Below are 19,585 nucleotides of genomic sequence, written 5' to 3'. Positions count from 1 at the left end.
TCAGAGCGCCCAGTTGCCCAGGTCGGCATCCTGGCCTTCGCCACCGGGCACGCCATCGGCACCCAGCGAATACACATCGACCCGCCCATGTTCACCGGGCATGCGGTACTGGTACGGGGTGCCCCAAGGGTCTTCCGGCAGGCGACGCACGTAGCCGTCGCTACGCCAGCTGCGTGGCAGCGGTTCCTGGGTCGGCTTCTTTACCAGGGCGGCCAGGCCCTGTTCGTTGCTGGGGAAGCGCAGGTTGTCCAGGCGATACATGTCCAGCGCCTGCTCCAGGGTCGCCAGGTCGGCCATGACCTTCTGTTTCATGGCCTTGTCCTGGTTGCCCAGCACGCTGGGCGCGACCACGGCGATCAACAGGCCGATGATGAAGATCACCACCATGATCTCCATCAGGGTGAAGCCGCGCTGGCGTTTGCGTCGATGCTGCATGGAAATGCTCCTTGGGTTCACAGTTGCAGGCCCTGGTTGAGTTGCATGATCGGTAACAGCACCGCCAGCACGATGAACAGCACCACGGCCCCCATCACCAGGATCATCAGGGGTTCGAAAAGCGCCATCGCGGTGTCCACCTGGCGGGCGAAGCCGCGCTCCTGGTCGTCGGCCACGCGCTCGAGCATGTCGGCCAGGGTGCCGCTGGCCTCGCCGCTGCCGACCATGTTCACCAGCAGCGGCGGAAACTGCTGGCTGGCATCCAGGGCGCGGTGCAGGCTGGTGCCGCCCTGCACTTGCTGGCGCACCTGCTCCATGGCCAGGCGAATGCGCCGGTTGCCGACGGTCTCGGTGGCCACCTGCAGGGCTTCGAGCAGGGCCACGCCACTGCTGCAGAGGATCGCCAGGCTGCGTGCCAGGCGGGCGCTTTCCAGCACCTGCAGCAGCACGCCGATACGCGGCAGGCGCAGCAACAGTTCATCACGGCGCAGGCACCAGTGCGGCTTGCGCAGCAGCCAGCTACCCAGCACGCCGGAAAGCAGCACCAACCCCAGTAACCACGGGCCGGCATGCACCAGACCCTGGCTCAGGCCAATCAGCAACGAAGTGATCAACGGCAGGCTTTGACCCGCGTGGGCGAACTGCTCGGTGAGTTTGGGCACGACGAAGGTCATCAGGCCAACCACCACCGCCAGCGACACGCCCATCAAAACGCAGGGGTAGATCAGCGCGGTGCGCGCCTTGTGTTGTTGGCGTTGCACCTGTTCGAGGTGATCGGCCAGGCGGGTCAGCACCTGGGCCAGGCGGCCAGAGCGCTCGCCGGCCTCGACCAGCGCGCAATACAAACCGGTGAACGGCGCGCCTTGCCGGGCGAGGCTGCGGGCCAGACCGAGGCCTTCGGCGAGCGAGCCGCGCAGGGCCACCAGCACGGCATGCAGGGCCGGTTCGCGCAGCTGCCGTTCCAGCGTGGCCAAAGCGTCGACCAGGGGGATGCCCGCCCCGGTCAGGGTCGCCAGCTGGCGAGTCAGCTCGCACAGTTGCGCACGGCTCAGGCGCTGACGGCGCAGTTGCCGGCTGCCGGCCTCATGGCGTTGGAGCTGGCGCGGGAACAAGCCTTGCTCGCGCAGCAACTGGCGCGCATGGCGTTCGCTGTCGGCCTGCAGGCTGGCCTTGTGGGTCTTGCCGGCGAGGTCGACGGCCTGGTAGCGGAAGGTCGGCATGGGTCAGCCCTGTACCACGCGCAGCACTTCGGCGAGGCTGGTTTCGCCGCGGGCCAGGCAGTCGCTGGCCATTGCCACCAGGCTTTGCCGGCGCTCGGCCAGGTAGCCCTGCATCGCCAACTCGCTGGCGCCGTCGTACAGCAGGCCGACCAGCCCGGCATCCAGTTCGATGAATTCGTAAAGACCCAATCGCCCGACATAGCCGCTGCCCTGGCACTGCTCGCAGCCGACCGCGTGATAGCTGCTGTGCAACGCCGCCAGCTCTGGCCACAGGGCGCGTTCGGCCGCCTGCAATGGCTGCGCGACGGCGCACTGGCACAGGCGCCGGACCAGGCGCTGGGCCAGCACGCCGCGCAAGCACGAGGCAATCAGGAACGGTTCGATGCCCATGTCGCGCAGACGCGTGACGGCGCCGACCGCGCTATTGGTGTGCAGCGTCGACAGCACCAGGTGGCCAGTGAGGCTGGCTTGCACGGCAATCTGCGCGGTTTCCTGGTCGCGAATTTCACCGAGCATGATCACGTCCGGGTCCTGGCGCAGGATGGCACGCAGGCCGCTGGCGAAGGTCAGCCCGGCACGCGGGTTGATGGCGGTCTGGCCGATGCCGGCGATGGCGTACTCGACCGGGTCTTCGACGGTGAGGATGTTACGGCTGCCGTCATTGAGGCTGTTGAGGCTGGCGTACAGCGTGGTGGTCTTGCCCGAACCGGTCGGGCCGGTGGACAGGACGATACCGTTTGGCCGCGCCAGGCAACTGCGCAGGCCTTGCAACACGGCGGCGGGCATACCGAGGTTGGCAAGCGCCAGCAGGCTGGCCTGTTTGTCTAGCACCCGCATCACCACGCGCTCGCCATGAATGCCGGGCAACGTCGACACTCGCACATCCACCTCCCGGCCGGCCGCGCGCAAGGTGATGCGGCCATCCTGGGGCTGGCGCTTTTCGGCAATGTCCAGCCGGGCCATGACCTTGATCCGCGACACCAGCATCGCGGACAGCGCCCGTGGCGGGCGCAGTACCTCGCGCAGGTGGCCATCAACGCGCAGGCGCACAACCAGACTCTGCTCGAAGGTTTCGATATGGATGTCCGACGCCCGCAAGCGCAACGCCTGGCCGAACAGGCCGTTGATCAGGCGGATCACCGGGGCTTCGTCATCGCTTTCGAGCAGGTCTTCGATGCGCGGCATTTCGCTCATCAGGCTGTCCAGGTCGACCTGTTCGCCAATGCCTTCGATCAGCGCTTCGGTCGCGCCAGCGCCAGCCTCATAAAGCTGGCCAAGACGCTCATCGAACGCCGCAGGCTCCAGGTACTCCAGCGCCAGGGGCCGACCATGCACGCGCAGCAGTTCCTGCAACTGGTCGCTGTCGGCGTCGCGACGCAGCCACAGGCGCCAGCCTTGCTCGGCCGGCGCCATGGCCAGCCCTGCCTGGCGGGCCAGGCGATAGGGCAGCATCACCAGTTGCCACCTTCGAGGCGCGCGCGGCTGGCGGGGAACACCTGCAGCAACGGGGTCCCTTCGGCCAGGTCGGGCAATTGCAACGGCGTGGTCTGCTGCAGGGTGCGGTACTTGTCTTCACTGAGGCCGGCCAGGCTCGGCCCGTCGCGCAGGATGCGTGGGCGGATGAACACCATCAGGTTCTGCTTGGTGTTCTTGCTGGCGTCGGAACGGAACAACCGGCCCAGGTAAGGAATGTCACCGAGCAACGGCACGCGCTGGTCACTGGTGCTGAGCTCGTCGCTGATCAGGCCGCCGAGGATGACCAGGCCATTGTCCTCGACCATGACCTTGGTCTTGATCTCGCGCTTGTTGGTGATCACGTCGCTGGCAGCGCGGGATTCGGCGATTGAAGAAACTTCCTGAACGATGTCCAGGCGCACGCTGTTGTCGACGTTGATCTGTGGCTTGATGCGCAGCTTCACCCCCACTTCCTTGCGCTCGATGGTCTGGTAGGGGTTGGTGTTGTTCTGGGTCACCGAGCCGGTCACGAACGGCACCTCCTGGCCCACCAGGATCGATGCCTCGGCGTTGTCCAGTGTGAGCAGGGTTGGCGTCGACAGCAGGTTGAAGCCGCTCTTGCCCTTGAGTGCGTTGATCAGCATGGCGAAGTTGAAACCGCCGCCGATGTGACCGAAGCCGGCAGTGGCGCCCGTAGTGGAGGACAGCAGCTCGCCGAGTGCCTCGTTGTCACCACTGGCCGCCGCACCTGCGATGTTGGCGATGTTCACGCCGTTGCTGCCAAAGTTGACGATGCCGGCGCCGAACTTCTCATCGGCGAACAGCCACTGCACGCCCAGTTCCTGGGCCTGTATATCGGACACCTCGGCGATGATCGCCTCGACCACCACCTGGGCACGGCGGATGTCCAGCTGTTCGACGATCGAGCGGTAGGCCGCCAGTTCACTGTCGGGGCCGACCATGACCACAGCGTTGGTGCCCTCTTCGTATTCCAGGCGGATGCCCGAGTCGCTGGCAGCCGCCATCACCGGCCGCGCCTTGCCCTCCCCTTCGCCCGCCGCTTCGCCGGGTACAGCGCCTTCCTGGCTGAGGCCACGCAGCACCTTGACCACTTCCGCGGCGTTGGCGTGGCGCAGGTAGATGACCTGGGTGTTGCTGCTGTGCTGGTTGTCGCTGGGGCGGTCGAGCTGGCCGAGCAATGCCCGCACCCGGTCGGTGCTGCCACGGACCAGCAAGGCATTGCTGCGCGGGTCGGCGACCACCTGGGTGCTGTCGGCGCCCTGTTCGCGGGCCAGCAGTCGGGTGAGCAGCTGCGCGGTGTCGGCAGCACTGGCGTGGCGCAATGGCATCACCTGTAGCGGCTCGTCGCTCACCTGGTCGAGCTGGCGCAGCAGGCTGTCGATGCGTTCGAGGTTGCTGCGCCAGTCGGTGACCACCAACAGGTTGGCTGCCGGATACGGCGTGATCACCCCGACCCTGGCGTCGATCAGCGGCTTGAGGATGCCGAGCATCTGCTCGATGGCGGCATTGCGCACGTTGAACACCCGGGTGGCCACGCCGTCGCTGCCTGCACTCGGTTTGCCAGCGGGCTCGACCGGCACCGGCTCCAGGCGCGCGGCCTGGTCGGGGACGATCTTGACGCTGCCGTTGGGCAGGTCGACAGCCGCATAGCCCTGGGCACGCAACTGGGCGAGGAAGATGTCGTAGATGGCATCGGCGTCGTGGCGGTCGACGGTGCGCACGGTGACCTTGCCCTTGACCCGTGGATCGACGATGAAGGTGGTGCCGGTGATGCGCGACACGCTGTCGATGAACTCGCCCAGTTCGGTGTCGACGAAGTTCACCTCGTACAGCGGTGTGCCGTTTTCATCGAAGGTGTCCGGCTCTTGCGCCCAGGCGAGAGACAGGCCCAGGCTCAAGGCTGCGGCCACGCAGTATCTGGCAAACATCATTCATCCTTGCCGCTTGAAGCCGGTCACGGCAGGGCGTGGCGGCCAGGGCAGGCGTTCGCGCCGCCCCTGGTTGTCGAAAATCAGGCCATCGGCATCGATGTCCTGCAATACGATGCCCGGCGCCAGGCGTTGACCGCGGCCGAGGGTGCGAACCTGCTGGCCATAGCGCAGCACCACCACGCTGGCAGACCACGGCAGGGCCTTGAGGCCGCCGAGGTATTGCAACGGCAGGCGGGTGATGGCAATCGCGCCGTCATCGACCGCTGGCTGCCAGTGACCGATCAGCAGGCCAGGTAGCGGTGTGGTGGCGGCCTGCGCCGGGCTGGCCGGTTGCGGCTGGCGGCTCAGTTGCAACACGCACTGGGCGGCCAGCCAGCCGGCCAGGGTCAGCAGGCCGCCAGTCATCAGGCGTGAAGCCCCGCTCACGAAACGGCCTGCCGCGGGTGCCAGCCTGGATGACCCTGCACGTAGCGCACCTCGGGCAATGGCAACGACGCCAATTGCCAATCGTTTTTTTGCCGCGCCAGCCAGGCCTCGACCCGCTGCCACAGCGGCTCGCCCGCCCGGGCTTCGAATTGCAGGCCAAAGGTGCGGCACAAGCCCTGCACCGCGTCGATACCGCTCACGCGCTTGCCTTGCGGGCTGTAGCTGACACGCCAGGCCTGGCCCTGCCAACGCGGCAGGTCCTGGCTGTTGTCGAGCAGCAATGGGTCGCCGAACAGTTGCTCGGCCGCGTTCTCCAGCACTTGTTCAACTTGCCGGGCCGGGGCCTCGACGACGGGAGCCGGGTAGCCACCGGTCAGGCTGATCAGGTGCTCGCGGGTGATCGCCTCGCCTGCCGCCAGGGGGTAGTCGTAGCGCAGGCCCGGCAGCAGCACCGGCAGGCTGCTGTCATCGGCCAAGGCTTGGTGCAGCAGGCGGTCCCAGCTACCGCCACGGGTATCCCGCCGCCACAAGGCCTGGGGCGCACGCGCCAATGGCTGGTCGAGCCACGCCGCGTGGCCGGCCCGTTGCTGGCGCAGCTCACCCTGCAACTGGCTGGCGCGCATCTGCGCAGCAGGCGACAGGTAGCGCTCAAAGGCCGGGAAGAACTGCCCGTCGAACTGCCATTGCCCAGCGACCTGCTGGCAACGCAGACGGAATGCGCCACTGCCACGGCAGCCGGCAAACAGCACCGGCACCCGACGGCCACTGGCCTGGGTGGCTTGAACCGGTACCGGCCACAGGTCCTGGCCACGGGCACAGAGCAGTACATCGGCTTCGACCAGTCGCTCGGCAAGCCAAAGGCCTGGCCCGGTGCCGACATCGGCCATCGCCACCACCAGGTCGGCCTCGCGCCGCGCCTGCTCGAAGGTGGGCAGCAGTGACTGGTACCACTGTTTGAGCGAGCCCTTCTGGTCTTGTGCATAAGGGTCGGTGACACCGACCACGGCGATCCGGGCACCGCCGCGCTCGAACACCTGCAGAGGCTCCAGGCCCAACGATTTGCGCTGCTCGTGTGCCAACCCGGCAGCAAGGGTGACAGCGCCAGACTGGCGGTAGAGCGCCGCGCTGCGCTGGGGCCAGAGCACGCGTTCATCGCTGCTGACCCGCGCCTCGCTGCCCAGCAACTGACTGCCCTGCACGCCGCTTTCGCCCTGTGTGAGGTAGGCCAGGCCGCTACCGTTCCAGCCCTGGCCGTTCTCCAGGGTCAGGCTGTTGCCCGGCCCGGCTTCGTTGCGCAATTGCTCCAGTAGCGCACCCAGCACTGCATAGCCGCCAAGCGTTGCGCCCGCCGCCTGGTTCGCATCGAGCAAGGGTGCCAGTTGCGGATGTGCCAGGCTGGCACTGGCACCGGTCATCCACGGTGCCCGGCCCAGCTGGCTGACCGGGCCCAGGCGCGTGGCTGGCACGACCGGCAAACCGGGCTGGCGCGCATCGAGGGTGTCAGCGACGTACAACAGATCCACACTGGCGCTGCCGCCACGTTGGCCTGGCAATGCAGAACAGGCGCCGAGCAGCGGTGCCAGCGCACCGATACCCATCCAGCTGATCACTTCGCGCCTGTTCACACTGCTTGCCATCGAGCCCGCCGTCCTTATCCGAGTTCCTGTAGGGCTCCGGATGTTGCGGCGTTGGCATGACAGTTTAATGTCAGAAATCCGACGATCATTCCAGATTGATCTGACTTGATTTGTAATAAGAACTTACAGTTTTAAAAACCCGTTAATATTTTTGCCAATGAATCATCACAATAGCGCCCTAAAGTCGCGGTTTTCTCCAACTCAGCCACTACAAGGACACCCTGATGAGTCGAGATACCGGCGATAACCTGGACCGCAACCAGAGCGGCAACCTGCCAATGGCCAGCGTGATGGACGCTTACCTGAGCCGTCGCAGCGTGATGCGCGGCAGCCTGGGCGCCGCCATCGCCATGATTGCCGGTACCGGCCTGACCGGCTGCTTCGACAGTGGCGGCGGCTCTGATGACGCCCCGGCGCCGCAACCGCCAGTGACCGACCCGACCGAACCGGAAGTCCCGAAACTGGCGCTGGGCTTCCAGTCCATCGCCGGCTCGCGCAGCGACGCCTGCGTCGTCGCCGCCGGTTACAGCGCCTACGTGCTGGCGCCTTGGGGCACGCCGCTGAACAGCAACGCCAATCCGTGGAAAGCGGACGGCAGCAACACGTCGACCGACCAGGCCAATGCCATGGGCATGCACCATGACGGCATGCACTTCTTCCCGATCAATGGCAGCTCCGAAGACGGCCTGCTGGCGATCAACTTCGAGTACATCGACACCGCGGCGCTGCACCCCAACGGCCCGACTACCGATGCCAGTGGCAAGCGCCCGGCCGAAGAAGTGCGCAAGGAAATCAACGCCCACGGTGCTGGTGTGGTGCGCCTGCAGAAGGTCAACGGCCGTTGGCAGGTGGTCGACAACGACCCGCTCAACCGCCGCTTCACCACCGCTTCGCGCATGGAGCTGACCGGCCCGCTGCGTGGCACCGACCACGTCAAGACCAAGTACTCGGTCGATGGCACCCATTGCCGCGGCACCAACAACAACTGCGGCAATGGCTACACCCCGTGGGGCACCTACCTGACCTGCGAAGAGAACTGGCCGGGCATCTTCGTCAACAAGGGCACCCGCCCCGAAGACCAGCGCCGCATCGGCGTGGGCACCTCCAGCGGCCAGTACAAGTGGGAAAGCGCTGCCGGTGACAGCAGCGAAGTGGCCGATGAATTCGCCCGTTTCGACGTCACCGTCAAGGGCGCCAGCGCCACCGACGACTACCGCAACGAAGCCAGCACCTACGGTTACATCGTCGAAATCGACCCGTACAACAGCAGCACACTGGCCACCAAGCGCACCGCACTGGGCCGCTTCCGCCACGAAGGCTGCGCCCCTGGCCTGCCGGTCGCTGGCAAGCCGCTGGTGTGGTACATGGGTGACGACTCGAACAACGAGTACCTGTACAAGTGGGTGTCCACCGCCGTGTGGGATGCCGCCGACGCCAACCCGGCCGACCGCCTGGCCACTGGGGCCAAGTACCTGGACCAGGGCAAGCTGTACGTGGCCCGCTTCAATGCCGACGGCACCGGCGTATGGCTGTTGCTGGACGTGAACACCGGCACCTCCGCTGGCAGCACCCTCGGCGCGCTGTACGGAGACCTCGCTGGCATCATCCTCAACACCCGTGGTGCTGCCGATGCCGTGGGCGCCACGCCGATGGACCGCCCGGAGTGGACCACGGTCAACCCGCTCAACGGCGATGTCTACCTGACCCTGACCAACAACAGCGCGCGTACCGCCGACAAGGTCGATGCCGCCAACCCGCGCGGCCCGAACCGCCATGGCCATATCATCCGCTGGCACGACAGCGACGACCAGCTGAGCTTCACCTGGGACATCTTCGTGTTCGGTGCCAACGCAGCCGGCACGGCCGACATCAACCGCTCGGGCCTGACCGAGCTGAACCAGTTCGCCAGCCCCGACGGCATGAGCTTCGATAGCCGTGGCGTGCTGTGGTTCGAGACGGACAATGGTGAGACCACCCTCACCGACTACACCAACGACCAGCTGCTGGCGGTGATCCCCACCGACCTGGTCGATGCCAGCGGCAAGCAGGTGCCGGTCAATGCCCAGAACCAGACGGCCCTGCGCCGCTTCTTCGTCGGGCCGAACGGTTGCGAGGTGACGGGCATTACCTTCACCCCGGACAACAAGACACTGTTCATCAACATCCAGCACCCGGACAACTGGCCGTATACCGACAAGGCGACCGATGCCACCCCAGCAGGCACCACTGTCAGGCCACGGGCTACGACGGTGGTGATCCAGCGGGATGATGGTGGGGAGATTGGTACTGTCTGATTCTGTGCCGGGCAGTCAGTCTTATGCTGGCTGCTCCGGCCCTTTCGCGGGGGCTTTGCCGGTGGGGCGTGTTGACCATGCGCCCTGACATCGAACATGGGGAGTCGGCCGAATTCAACCCACCTGACAATTTTGCCAGTAGATGTTGTCTGCAGGAATAGCGATCATCGGGAAAGTAAGCGAACTAATCAGGACTCCCTGGATGACTCTATTTTTCTATCAGGCTGGTCATTTATCAAGCGACATCGGAGCCCATCAACGGCGTATCGTGCGGGCGGGTGGTATTGCAATTGCTCAGCACGACCTGAATAGCAAGTCAATCCGCCAACTGAGAACAGACAGAATAAATACCGTACTGGGCGAACTCACGAATGCGTCCCAACAAAATTATTCTGCATACGGCTATTGTGTCAATCCCACGTCAACAAGCGCTTTGGCATTTACAGGGCAGAGATATGATGCGCTTTCGGGTTGTTACCCTCTGGGCAACGGTCTTAGAAATTACAATCCAATATTAATGAGATTCACCCAATTTGATGCAGCTTCTCCATTGGGTAGAGGCGGGCTCAACGGATATACCTATTGTTCAGGAGACCCCATCAACAGAGTAGACTGGAATGGCCGCTGGCCATCGCTACCCACTTGGCTGAAGAAACCGATGGACTGGCTATCTGAAAAACTCTTCAGTACTCCATCCGCTCTGGAAGATTCTATTCCGTTGACTAACGTAACATCAGAAACCGATCTACAGCGCAGCCCCGCGAGTACCTCACCCAGAACAAGCCGAGTGTATGAGCCGTCAACCGATTACTCCCCGAGCATAGAAGGTGAGACACATGCCGAAGATTCTGGCTTGAACGCCATGCCTTTGCCGCCCAGCCTTCAAAGCAACAGTCCGCCACTCACGCCCCGTCAAAAAACGATTGTTGCAACGGGGGCCGCAGGGGCTGAATTCATGCTTGCAGCAGCGTCGTATAAGCTAGCTCATTCCATCATGATCCCTACACATCCTAATATTCGACATCACAGAACGCTGCATGAGAATTACTTAGGCCCCATTGCCGGCGCAATCCTATTGACTGGCGGCACAGTGTTAAATTTTTTTGCAGTGAAGGCTTTAGGTAAATATGTTCGCACCAGGCCCAGATGACCCGTCTAAAACAGAGGCTCCCGGCTGCGCACCCGTACTTGTTGCGCCGGCACCCGTGCATGCCACTGCACCACGCCTAAAGCCTCCACCTGAAACTCGCTGCGCATCACCCTGCCCTGCTCCTCGAAAGACAGTTGCAGCAAGTAATGCCCGCTGTTAAGCAACAACCCCTCACTCAACCGCTCAAACGTCTCGTCGTCCACCGCCCCCAACGCCTGGCGCAACGCCGAGGCATCCTCATACCCCGACGCCGGCCGGCCACTGATGATCCGGCTGAGCAAGGAACGCGGGTAACGCCCCTCATACAACGCATCGAGCAATGGCAAGTGCTCCAGTCCCAGTGCGTTGGCATTCAAGCGCCAGCCTGTGGTCTGCGGCAAGGCGCACAGCATCGGATAGCGGCGCTGACGGGAAGCGTCCGGCTCCAGCAGCAGGTTCAGCTCGCTGGTATCGAGCATCGGCTGGTTGGCCGCCAGACGCGGGGGCTGCTGACGCAAGTATTGGGCACTTTCGGCCCCCTGCAGGCGGGCATCGCTGTCACTGTCCAGCCAGTCGGCCAAGGCATCGACCAGACGCTCGGCGGCCATGTCATCACCCAACAGGCGCTTGAGTTGGCGCTCTGCGCGCTCGCCCTCGGCCCCCAGCAGCGTATTCACGTTGAAGCAGGTGTGCAGGTCCTGCACTCGCAATTGCGCCTGCCCGGCGCCGAAATCGTACGTCAGTGGTTGCCCGCGCAGGGCCTGCCAGAACAACGGGCTGAGCCGCCAGGCCGGGTCACGCAGGGCCTGCCCGGCATAGGCCAGGCCGGCCTGCTCCATCGCCCGCACCTGCACCCGCTGGCGCAACAGCTGTACCTCATCCACCTGACGGCGGCCATCCTCCACCAGCCAGGCCATGCCCGCGGCGAGCATGGCAAGCACCACCATCACCATCAGCAGTGCCGCACCCTGCTGTCGCTTGCCGTACATCCGCGTGTCCTTTTCGTCGATGAGGGAGTCAGTCAACACGGGGGTTGTTGCAGTCAGGTTGCAATGCCCTGCAGTCATCCGGGTGTCATCTGCGCGCGGCAGCATTGGCCTTCATTTTCATGACCTTACAGGAGTGGTCGAAATGGGTGGCATCGGAATCTGGCAACTGATGATCGTACTGCTGATCGTGTTTCTGCTGTTTGGCACCAAGCGCCTCAAGGGCCTGGGCAGCGATGTCGGTGAAGCCATCCAGGGCTTTCGCAAATCCATGGGCGGCGATCACGACGCCAACCCCCCAGGTACCGCTCAAGTGCAACAACAGCCACCGGTAACCGCTCAGGCCGCGCAGCAGCCACAAGCGGATCGCCAAGCCTGATGTTCGAGGTAGGTTTCAGCGAACTGTTGCTGGTAGGCGTCGTCGCGCTGCTGGTACTGGGCCCGGAACGCCTGCCGGTTGCAGCGCGCACCCTGGGCCGTGGCCTGGGGCAGGCGCGCCGGGCAATGAACGGCTTGCGTGCGCAGATGGAACGCGAGCTCGACATGCCCAACCTGGACCACGCCCCCTTGCAGCGCCTGGAGCAGGAAATCCGCCAGGGCATCAGGCTCACGGCGGAGCCGGCCAATGACACTGCACCCGCCACCGTCCCTCGGGAGAGTACCCCATGAGCATCGCCCTGGACCCGGCCGCACGCATGCCGTTGACCGACCACCTGCGCGACCTGCGCAAGCGCCTGGTACGCTGTCTGTCGCTGCTGGCCGTGGTGTTTGCCGGGCTGTTCCCCTTCGCCCAGCCGCTATACACCCTGATTTCGCAACCCCTGCGCCGCTTTCTTCCGGAAGGCGCCAGCATGATCGCCACCAGTGTCACCGCGCCGTTTCTCACGCCGTTCAAGCTGACGGCGATGTGCGCGCTGTTCTTTGCCATGCCGCTGTTGCTGCACCAGGCCTGGGGGTTTCTCGCCCCTGGCCTGTACCGCCGCGAGCGGCGCATCGCCCTGCCGTTGCTGGTGTCGAGCATCGTGCTGTTCTATGCCGGAATGGCCTTTGCCTTCTACCTGGTGTTCCCGATGATGTTCGGCTTCTTTGCCAGCGTGACACCGGACGGTGTGGCGATGATGACTGACATCAGCCAATACCTGGACTTCATCCTGGCGCTGTTCCTGGCATTCGGCCTGGCCTTCGAAATCCCGGTGGCGACTTTCATCGTGGTCTGGGTGGGGTTGGCCGATGTCGCCACGTTGCGGCGCAGCCGGCCCTACGTGATTGTCGGCTGCTTTGTGGTGGGGATGATTCTGACGCCGCCGGATGTGTTTTCGCAGACCATGCTGGCAGTGCCGATGTGGATACTGTTCGAGGCTGGTTTGCTGGCGTGCAGCCTCCTCGGAAAGCAGAACAGTCTGGAGTAGGGTTCACCCTATTTCTGCCAGTGCGAACATTCCAGTCGCGTACTCCGACTATGGCCGACTATCACTGGAAGGTATCCCTGATGCCTGTAGGTCCGAGTACTGATCATGCTGTGCACCCCGACACTACTTACGGTGCAACAGCATGTCTGTCCCTATCGATGCTCTGACTCAAGCGTCAGTTGAATGTGTTCATCCTCTCGACCAACTGACGGGCCTGGCAAAGAGCGCTGACCAGCAAAAATTCGCGAGGGTCCTGAAGTCGATTTTCGGCCAAAAAGGCCCCGCTGAAGCTTATGCCAAACTGCACACTGATTTGTGTGACGGTGCGGTGGAACACCCCGTGTACAAAATCGTTAGCGATCCTGCCGTTGCGGCCAGATATGACCGCAGTAGTCGGGTAATGGAGATTGGCGTCTCAGCAGTCGAGCAAGCCTTGAGCCAACCACAGGCCACCGTTTCACTCCTGCTGGCTATATTCGGAGCGTTTGCTCATCACGTTGGCCAGTTGGTAGGTGCCGAGTTGTCCGAGGACGAGCTGGAAAGCGTCAGCCAGAACTATACCAGCACACTGGCGCTCTTCGACCGCATGACAAAAAACGGCACAGTCATCGCAATCATCAACGGCGAAGGTGTTTCGGAAACACTTCTGCTGCAGTTGCAAAATCCCGATCAGGCCGACGAAATCGATGAGCAGCCGATAAAAGAAAAGTCAGTGCCGACGCTGCGCTTTGGGGCGGGGGAAGGGAGCGGCGCTGAAGGGTCTTTCGGCCATGAATCCATTGAAAGAGCCTTGGCAACTGCAGGCTTCACACCGCAACAGCGCAAGGCGATCTACTTTGGAAACTGGCTGCGTGATTACTCGCAACTGTTAGATCCCAAGCTTGTTCGCGCGCCCCATGAAGCCAAGGATTTCCCGCGAAAGTTATCCAGAGCCTCGCTGACGGAAGTTGTGGATCTGTTCGCTTTAAAGGAATTCCATGAACTCCAGGAAACCGATGAAGGCCGCAGAGCCTACACGGTCGACGCAAGCATGCTGGGGGTCTACCGGCCTTCCGAACATATCGACAACCCGCTGACACTCGATGAAGGCAATGACCCACAATCGATCGACCCAGACTTCGAACCTGCGGTCGGGGGCGATCACGCACTGATGGAACTGGACAACGAAAGTTCCACATATCGTTATTTCGAAAGCGCCCAAGCCTACATGTATCAGAAGCTCGTGGACGCATCGGTCGCGGGCCCGACGCCAGAAGGAATGCGATACTTCGGAGAAGGACTACACGTACTGGAAGATCTTTTCGCCCATTCCAATTTTGCCGAACTCAGCCTGCGTAAGATAGGACACGCCGATGTGCTGGTCTGGACGCTGGAGAAAGCATGCAAACACAAATGGCCTTTGGTTACCGGTTTGTTCTCTGGCACCGACGTCCTCGGCAGCGTACTCGAACCGATCGGCAAGTTTCTGTTCCCAGCCGATAGCCTTGCACACGAGCCCACCCAACCGGGTAAACGCAGTGACAAGGAGCGCATGCTGTTGATCTTGCTCAAAGAGCACGAGGACCCTGAATGGCTAGCGGCGTTGCAAGGTTACCTGGAGCTTCGCGATCAGGCCGCTGAACAATCATGGTTCAACGCCTTGGACAAGGCTAGTCATTACGCCAAGCTTCCGGTCAAGGCGGTCAGCCATATGATCGACCTTGTCTTCCAGAAACTGCTGAAATGGGCTGGCGACAGCGTCGATGATCTGCAATTGCTGTTAGGCAAAGATCCGAACATTGACGACATCCATCCAACCCATTCACAACTGGCAAAGGACCACGACACCCACCCGTTTCATGGTTTGTCGGTACTGTTGGCACAGTATGCAGTCGAGGATGTTGGACGTTCGATGTTTCAGTATTGGCAAGGAGACACCGCGAAGGACCCAGCGACGTTGGCGAAGAGCTACTTCACGCATCCCGCTATCGCTGACTGGCAAGACGATATTGTCCAGGCCTGGGCACACACGAACGGGGACAAAATCAGGGAAGGATGTTCGAGCGCAAGCCTTGATGAACAGCGCAGAAGCTACCAGCAAGCCGCCATGGAAAGGCTCGGAAGGCTTGAAAAATCCAACCCTTTATCTGTGATCAACGATCAGGAAACGCTTACAAACCTGTTACCGTTCGGCTGAAGCACAGGCTCAGCCTTATCGACAGCAGCTGCGCACTGCGCTCAGTAACTCAGCAAGCGCCAGACCTCATAGGCCGGCGTCTGGTACGGGTGGCTCTGCTTGAGGGCAGCGACGACCTGGGTGATCAGGTCGTCAGCCACCACCAGCTCCACCTTCCACTCCTCGACCACCTCGACCTGGCCGGTTTGCCCGAGAAACGGCTGGCTGCCGTCCAACGGGCGAAACTGGCCCTGGCCCAGGGTCTGCCAGGCGCAGTGGTCATAGTCGCCGATACGCCCGCCACCGGCGGTGAACACGGCGGCCTTGACCACTTCGACATGGCTGGCCGGGACGAAGAAGGCGAGCTTGTACACGCCTTAGTTCACCCACGCGCGCGCATTGCGGAACATACGCATCAGTGCGGCGTCTTCCTGCCACTCATCCGGGCGCCAGGAGTTCTGCACGGCGCGGAACATACGCTCCGGGTGCGGCATCATGATGGTCACGCGGCCGTCGCGGTTGGTCAGGCCGGTGATACCACGCGGCGAGCCGTTCGGGTTGGCCGGGTAGGCCTCGGTGACCTTGCCGTGGTTGTCGACGTAGCGCAGGGCCACGCAACCGGAAACGTCGGCTGCCAGCAGTGCCTCTTCGCTGGCGAACTCGGCATGGCCTTCACCGTGGGCGATGGCGATCGGCATGCGCGAACCGGCCATGCCCTGCAGGAAGACCGAGTTGGACTTCTGCACCTCGACCATGGCCACGCGCGCCTCGAACTGCTCCGAGCGGTTGCGCACGAAGTGCGGCCAGTGCTCGGTGCCCGGTATCAGCTCATGCAGGTTGGACATCATCTGGCAACCGTTGCACACGCCCAGGGCGAAGCTGTCGCTACGCTCGAAGAAGGCCTGGAAGGCATCGCGGGCGCGGCTGTTGAACAGCGCCGACTTGGCCCAGCCCTCACCAGCACCGAGCACGTCACCGTAGGAGAAACCACCGCAGGCGACCAGGCCCTTGAAGGCTTCGAAGTCGACCCGGCCAGCAAGGATGTCGCTCATGTGCACGTCGATGGCAGCAAAGCCTGCGCGGTCGAAGGCGGCAGCCATCTCGACCTGGCCGTTGACGCCCTGCTCGCGCAGGATCGCCACTTGCGGGCGCACGCCCTTCTTGATGTAGGGCGCGGCAACGTCGTCGTTGACGTCGTAGCCCAGCTTGACCGACAGGCCAGGGTTGTCTTCTTCCAGCAGCAGGTCGAATTCCTGGTCGGCGCAGTCGGCGTTGTCGCGCAGGCGCTGGATCTGGTAGCTGGTTTCGGCCCACTGGCGCTGCAGCATGCGACGGTCGTCGTCGAACAGCACTTCGCCGTTGAGGCTGATGGACACTTCGCCGTTGTTGATCGGCTTGCCGATCACGGCGACGCAGTCGTCCAGGCCTGCGACGCTGAACTGCGCCAGCACGTCCGGGGTCGCGTCCTGGCGAACCTGGATGACCGCACCCAGCTCTTCGTTGAAGAGGATCGCAGCCACATCGGCCTTGCTGTCGGTCAGCGGGTCGAGTTGCAGGTCAAGGCCGCAATGGCCGGCGAAGGCCATTTCCAGCACGGTGGTCAGCAGGCCGCCGTCGGAGCGGTCGTGGTAGGCCAGCAGGTGGCCGTCGGCGTTCAGGCCCTGGATCACGGCGAAGAACGCCTTGAGGTCTTCGGCGTCGTCGACGTCTGGTGCCTGGGCAGCGATCTTGCCGTAGGTCTGGGCCAGGATCGAGGCACCCATGCGGTTCTTGCCGCGACCCAGGTCGATCAGGATCAGGTCGGTCTCGCCCTTGTCCATGCGCAGTTGCGGGGTCAGGGTCTGGCGAATGTCGGTGACCGGGGCGAAGCCGGTGATGATCAGCGACATCGGCGAGGTAACGCTCTTCTCGACGCCCTCTTCGCTCCACTTGGTCTTCATCGACATCGAGTCTTTGCCGACCGGAATGGTGATGCCCAGCTCCGGGCACAGCTCCATGCCGACAGCCTTGACGGTGTCGTACAGGCGCGCGTCTTCACCTGGGTGGCCAGCGGCGGACATCCAGTTGGCCGACAGTTTGATGTCGGACAGCTTTTCAATGCGCGCAGCAGCCAGGTTGGTGATGGTCTCGCCGATTGCCATGCGGCCGGAAGCCGGGGCATCCAGCAGGGCCAGCGGCGTGCGCTCGCCCATGGCCATGGCTTCGCCGGTGTAGACGTCGAAGCTGGTGGCGGTGACAGCACAGTCGGCCACCGGGACCTGCCAGGGGCCGACCATCTGGTCGCGGGCAACCAGGCCGGTGATGGTGCGGTCGCCGATGGTAATCAGGAAGCTCTTGCTGGCCACGGCCGGGTGGCTGAGCACGCGCTGCACGGCAGCGTCCAGGTCCAGCTGGCTCGGGTCGAAATCATCGCCCAGTTCGGCTTCGCGGGTGACCGAGCGGTGCATGCGCGGCGGCTTGCCCAGCAGCACGTCGAGCGGCATGTCCACCGGCGTGTTGCCGAAGTGGCTGTCGGTGACGGTCAGGTGCTGCTCTTCGGTCGCTTCACCGACCACGGCAAACGGGCAACGCTCGCGTTCACAGATGGCCTGGAAGCGCTCGAAATCGACGGCGCTGACGGCCAGCACATAACGCTCTTGCGATTCGTTGCTCCAGATTTCGTGCGGGGCCATGCCCGGCTCGTCGTTGGGCACGTTGCGCAGTTCGAAGCGGCCGCCACGGCCACCGTCGTTGACCAGCTCAGGGAAGGCGTTGGAAATGCCACCGGCCCCCACGTCGTGGATGAAGGCGATCGGGTTCTTGTCGCCCAGTTGCCAGCAGCGGTCGATGACTTCCTGGCAACGGCGCTCCATTTCAGGGTTTTCGCGCTGCACCGAGGCGAAGTCCAGGTCTGCCGAGCTGGCACCGGTGGCCACCGACGAGGCGGCGCCGCCACCCAGGCCGATCAGCATGGCCGGGCCACCGAGCACGATCAGCTTGGCGCCGACGGTGATCTCGCCTTTCTGTACGTGGCTTTCACGGATGTTGCCCATGCCGCCGGCAAGCATGATCGGCTTGTGGTAGCCGCGCACTTCCTCGCCGTGCGGGGTGTCGATGGCCTGCTCGAAGGTACGGAAGTAGCCGGTCAGGGCCGGGCGACCGAACTCGTTGTTGAACGCGGCGCCGCCCAGCGGGCCTTCGATCATGATGTCGAGGGCGTCGACGATGCGCTCAGGCTTGCCGTAGGCCTGCTCCCATGGCTGTTCGAAGCCCGGGATGCGCAGGTTGGACACGGTGAAGCCGGTCAGGCCGGCCTTTGGCTTGGCACCACGGCCGGTCGCGCCTTCGTCGCGGATCTCGCCGCCGGAACCGGTGGAAGCGCCGGAGAACGGGGCGATGGCCGTCGGGTGGTTGTGCGTCTCGACCTTCATCAGGATGTGCACCGGCTCCTGCACCGCACCATACTGGCGGGTTTCAGGGTTCGGGAAGAAGCGGCCGGCAACGCTGCCGACGATCACCGAGGCGTTGTCCTTGTAAGCCGACAATACACCTTCGTTGTGCATCTGATAGGTGTTCTTGATCATGCCGAACAGGCTCTTTTCCTGAGCCTGGCCGTCGATGTCCCAACTGGCGTTGAAGATCTTGTGGCGGCAGTGCTCGGAGTTGGCCTGGGCGAACATCATCAGTTCGATGTCGTTCGGGTTGCGCTTGAGGCCCTGGAAGGCGTTGACCAGGTAGTCGATCTCGTCTTCGGCCAGGGCCAGGCCCAGGTCGATGTTGGCCTGGGCCAGGGCGGCGCGGCCACCGCCGAGGATGTCGACCGAGGTCATCGGCTTGGGCTGGGCGTGGCTGAACAGGTCGGCTGCCTGCTCCAGCTTGGCCAGCACGCGCTGGGTCATGCGGTCGTGCAGTTCGGCGGCGATCAGCCCGGCATCGGCGTCGCTCAGGTCGCCAGCCACGTAGTAGGCGATGCCGCGCTCCAGGCGCTGGATCGACTGCAGGCCGCAATTATGGGCGATGTCGCTGGCCTTGCTGGCCCACGGCGAGATGGTGCCCAGGCGCGGCACGACCAGGAACAGGCGGCCGGTCGGCTCCTGTACCGGCACGCTCGGGCCGTATTTGAGCAGACGGCCCAGCACCTGCTGCTGGTCGGCGGTCAGCTCGCCGTCAACGTCGGCGAAGTGGGCGAATTCGGCATACAAACCAGTAACAGCGGGGACTTTCTGGCTCAGTTGCTCGAGTAACTTACCGTGGCGAAAGGCAGAAAGGGCAGGAGCGCCGCGCAGGATCAACATCGTCGGGACAGCCTCAGGAAGGGGTGTGCTTAGAGGCCGTGCATTCTAGCCTAATTCGATGGCTTTCGGCACCCGCTCTACGCCATGGCTGCCGGGCGGCGGAACCGGACTTCGGGGTCAAATTTCCTAGGGGTTAGCCTAGAGTAATTCTGCGCCTGTGAGATCGAGCGCCAAACATCCAGAGGCAGGCACCTGGTGGCCGTGATGCAATCC

At 63.5% G+C, this 19,585-nt stretch carries 15 protein-coding genes; 6 read left to right on the top strand and 9 right to left on the bottom strand.

What is annotated here, in order from left to right; all coding sequences use genetic code 11:
- From gspG to L6D64_RS23590, 6 genes are read right to left on the bottom strand one after another with little or no spacing between them, the layout of a single operon-like run.
- Positions 1-435 (bottom strand): type II secretion system major pseudopilin GspG, encoded by a 435-nt coding sequence (gspG, locus tag L6D64_RS23615; protein WP_176509771.1) that lies wholly within the window; start codon positions 433-435, stop codon positions 1-3.
- A 17-nt stretch (positions 436-452) separates the two neighbouring features.
- Entirely contained in the window at positions 453-1,655 is a 1,203-nt protein-coding gene (gene gspF, locus L6D64_RS23610; protein WP_176509772.1) for a type II secretion system inner membrane protein GspF, read from the bottom strand.
- 3 nt (positions 1,656-1,658) lie between these two features.
- Positions 1,659-3,107 carry a GspE/PulE family protein gene (locus tag L6D64_RS23605; protein WP_176509784.1) on the bottom strand — a complete coding sequence of 483 codons (1,449 nt, stop codon included), beginning with the start codon at positions 3,105-3,107 and terminating at the stop codon, positions 1,659-1,661.
- Entirely contained in the window at positions 3,107-5,059 is a 1,953-nt protein-coding gene (gene gspD / locus L6D64_RS23600) for a type II secretion system secretin GspD (RefSeq protein ID WP_176509773.1), read from the bottom strand. Before gspD ends, L6D64_RS23605 begins: the two co-directional genes overlap by 1 nt.
- Positions 5,060-5,062: 3 nt before the next feature.
- Positions 5,063-5,467 (bottom strand): pilus assembly protein PilZ, encoded by a 405-nt coding sequence (locus L6D64_RS23595; RefSeq protein ID WP_371870331.1) that lies wholly within the window; start codon positions 5,465-5,467, stop codon positions 5,063-5,065.
- Positions 5,468-5,484: 17 nt separating this feature from the next.
- A complete protein-coding gene (locus L6D64_RS23590; protein WP_176509775.1) occupies positions 5,485-7,125 on the bottom strand; it encodes a bifunctional UDP-sugar hydrolase/5'-nucleotidase in 1,641 nt (546 codons plus the stop codon).
- Between the two features lie 224 nt (positions 7,126-7,349).
- Between L6D64_RS23590 and L6D64_RS23585 the strand changes: the two genes are divergently transcribed.
- Both L6D64_RS23585 and L6D64_RS23580 read left to right on the top strand, forming a co-directional pair.
- Positions 7,350-9,419, top strand: coding sequence for a PhoX family protein (locus L6D64_RS23585; protein ID WP_176509776.1), 2,070 nt, complete (start codon positions 7,350-7,352; stop codon positions 9,417-9,419).
- Between the two features lie 202 nt (positions 9,420-9,621).
- Positions 9,622-10,569, top strand: a complete 948-nt coding sequence (locus L6D64_RS23580; RefSeq protein WP_176509777.1) for an RHS repeat-associated core domain-containing protein — start codon at positions 9,622-9,624, stop codon at positions 10,567-10,569.
- A 5-nt stretch (positions 10,570-10,574) separates the two neighbouring features.
- Here L6D64_RS23580 and gspK read toward each other — a convergent pair whose 3' ends face one another.
- Entirely contained in the window at positions 10,575-11,537 is a 963-nt protein-coding gene (gspK, locus tag L6D64_RS23575) for a type II secretion system minor pseudopilin GspK (RefSeq protein WP_176509785.1), read from the bottom strand.
- A gap of 142 nt (positions 11,538-11,679) precedes the next feature.
- Here gspK and tatA point away from each other — a divergent pair, with 142 nt between their 5' ends.
- From tatA to L6D64_RS23555, 4 genes are all read left to right on the top strand, one after another.
- Positions 11,680-11,913, top strand: coding sequence for a twin-arginine translocase TatA/TatE family subunit (gene tatA / locus L6D64_RS23570; RefSeq protein WP_176509778.1), 234 nt, complete (start codon positions 11,680-11,682; stop codon positions 11,911-11,913).
- Positions 11,913-12,203 carry a Sec-independent protein translocase protein TatB gene (tatB, locus tag L6D64_RS23565; RefSeq protein ID WP_176509779.1) on the top strand — a complete coding sequence of 97 codons (291 nt, stop codon included), beginning with the start codon at positions 11,913-11,915 and terminating at the stop codon, positions 12,201-12,203. Before tatA ends, tatB begins: the two co-directional genes overlap by 1 nt.
- Entirely contained in the window at positions 12,200-12,943 is a 744-nt protein-coding gene (tatC, locus tag L6D64_RS23560; protein WP_176509780.1) for a twin-arginine translocase subunit TatC, read from the top strand. The genes tatB and tatC overlap by 4 nt, the downstream gene beginning before the upstream one ends.
- A gap of 142 nt (positions 12,944-13,085) precedes the next feature.
- Complete coding sequence (locus L6D64_RS23555) at positions 13,086-15,119, top strand: HET-C-related protein (RefSeq protein WP_176509781.1); 2,034 nt, start codon at positions 13,086-13,088, stop codon at positions 15,117-15,119.
- Between the two features lie 41 nt (positions 15,120-15,160).
- Here the strand turns inward: L6D64_RS23555 and L6D64_RS23550 are convergent, their stop codons facing one another.
- Together L6D64_RS23550 and purL are read right to left on the bottom strand one after the other, a co-directional pair.
- Positions 15,161-15,472 carry a YqfO family protein gene (locus tag L6D64_RS23550; RefSeq protein WP_176509782.1) on the bottom strand — a complete coding sequence of 104 codons (312 nt, stop codon included), beginning with the start codon at positions 15,470-15,472 and terminating at the stop codon, positions 15,161-15,163.
- Positions 15,473-15,475: 3 nt separating this feature from the next.
- On the bottom strand, positions 15,476-19,372 hold the full coding sequence (gene purL / locus L6D64_RS23545) for a phosphoribosylformylglycinamidine synthase (RefSeq protein ID WP_176509783.1): 3,897 nt from the start codon (positions 19,370-19,372) through the stop codon (positions 15,476-15,478).
- Between the last annotated feature and the right edge of the window lie 213 nt (positions 19,373-19,585).

This window comes from Pseudomonas urethralis (assembly GCF_021602465.1).
Taxonomy (GTDB): Bacteria; Pseudomonadota; Gammaproteobacteria; order Pseudomonadales; family Pseudomonadaceae; genus Aquipseudomonas; species Aquipseudomonas vlassakiae.
Note: the sequence above shows the minus strand (reverse complement) of the source record. Positions and strands in the feature narration are given on the sequence as shown.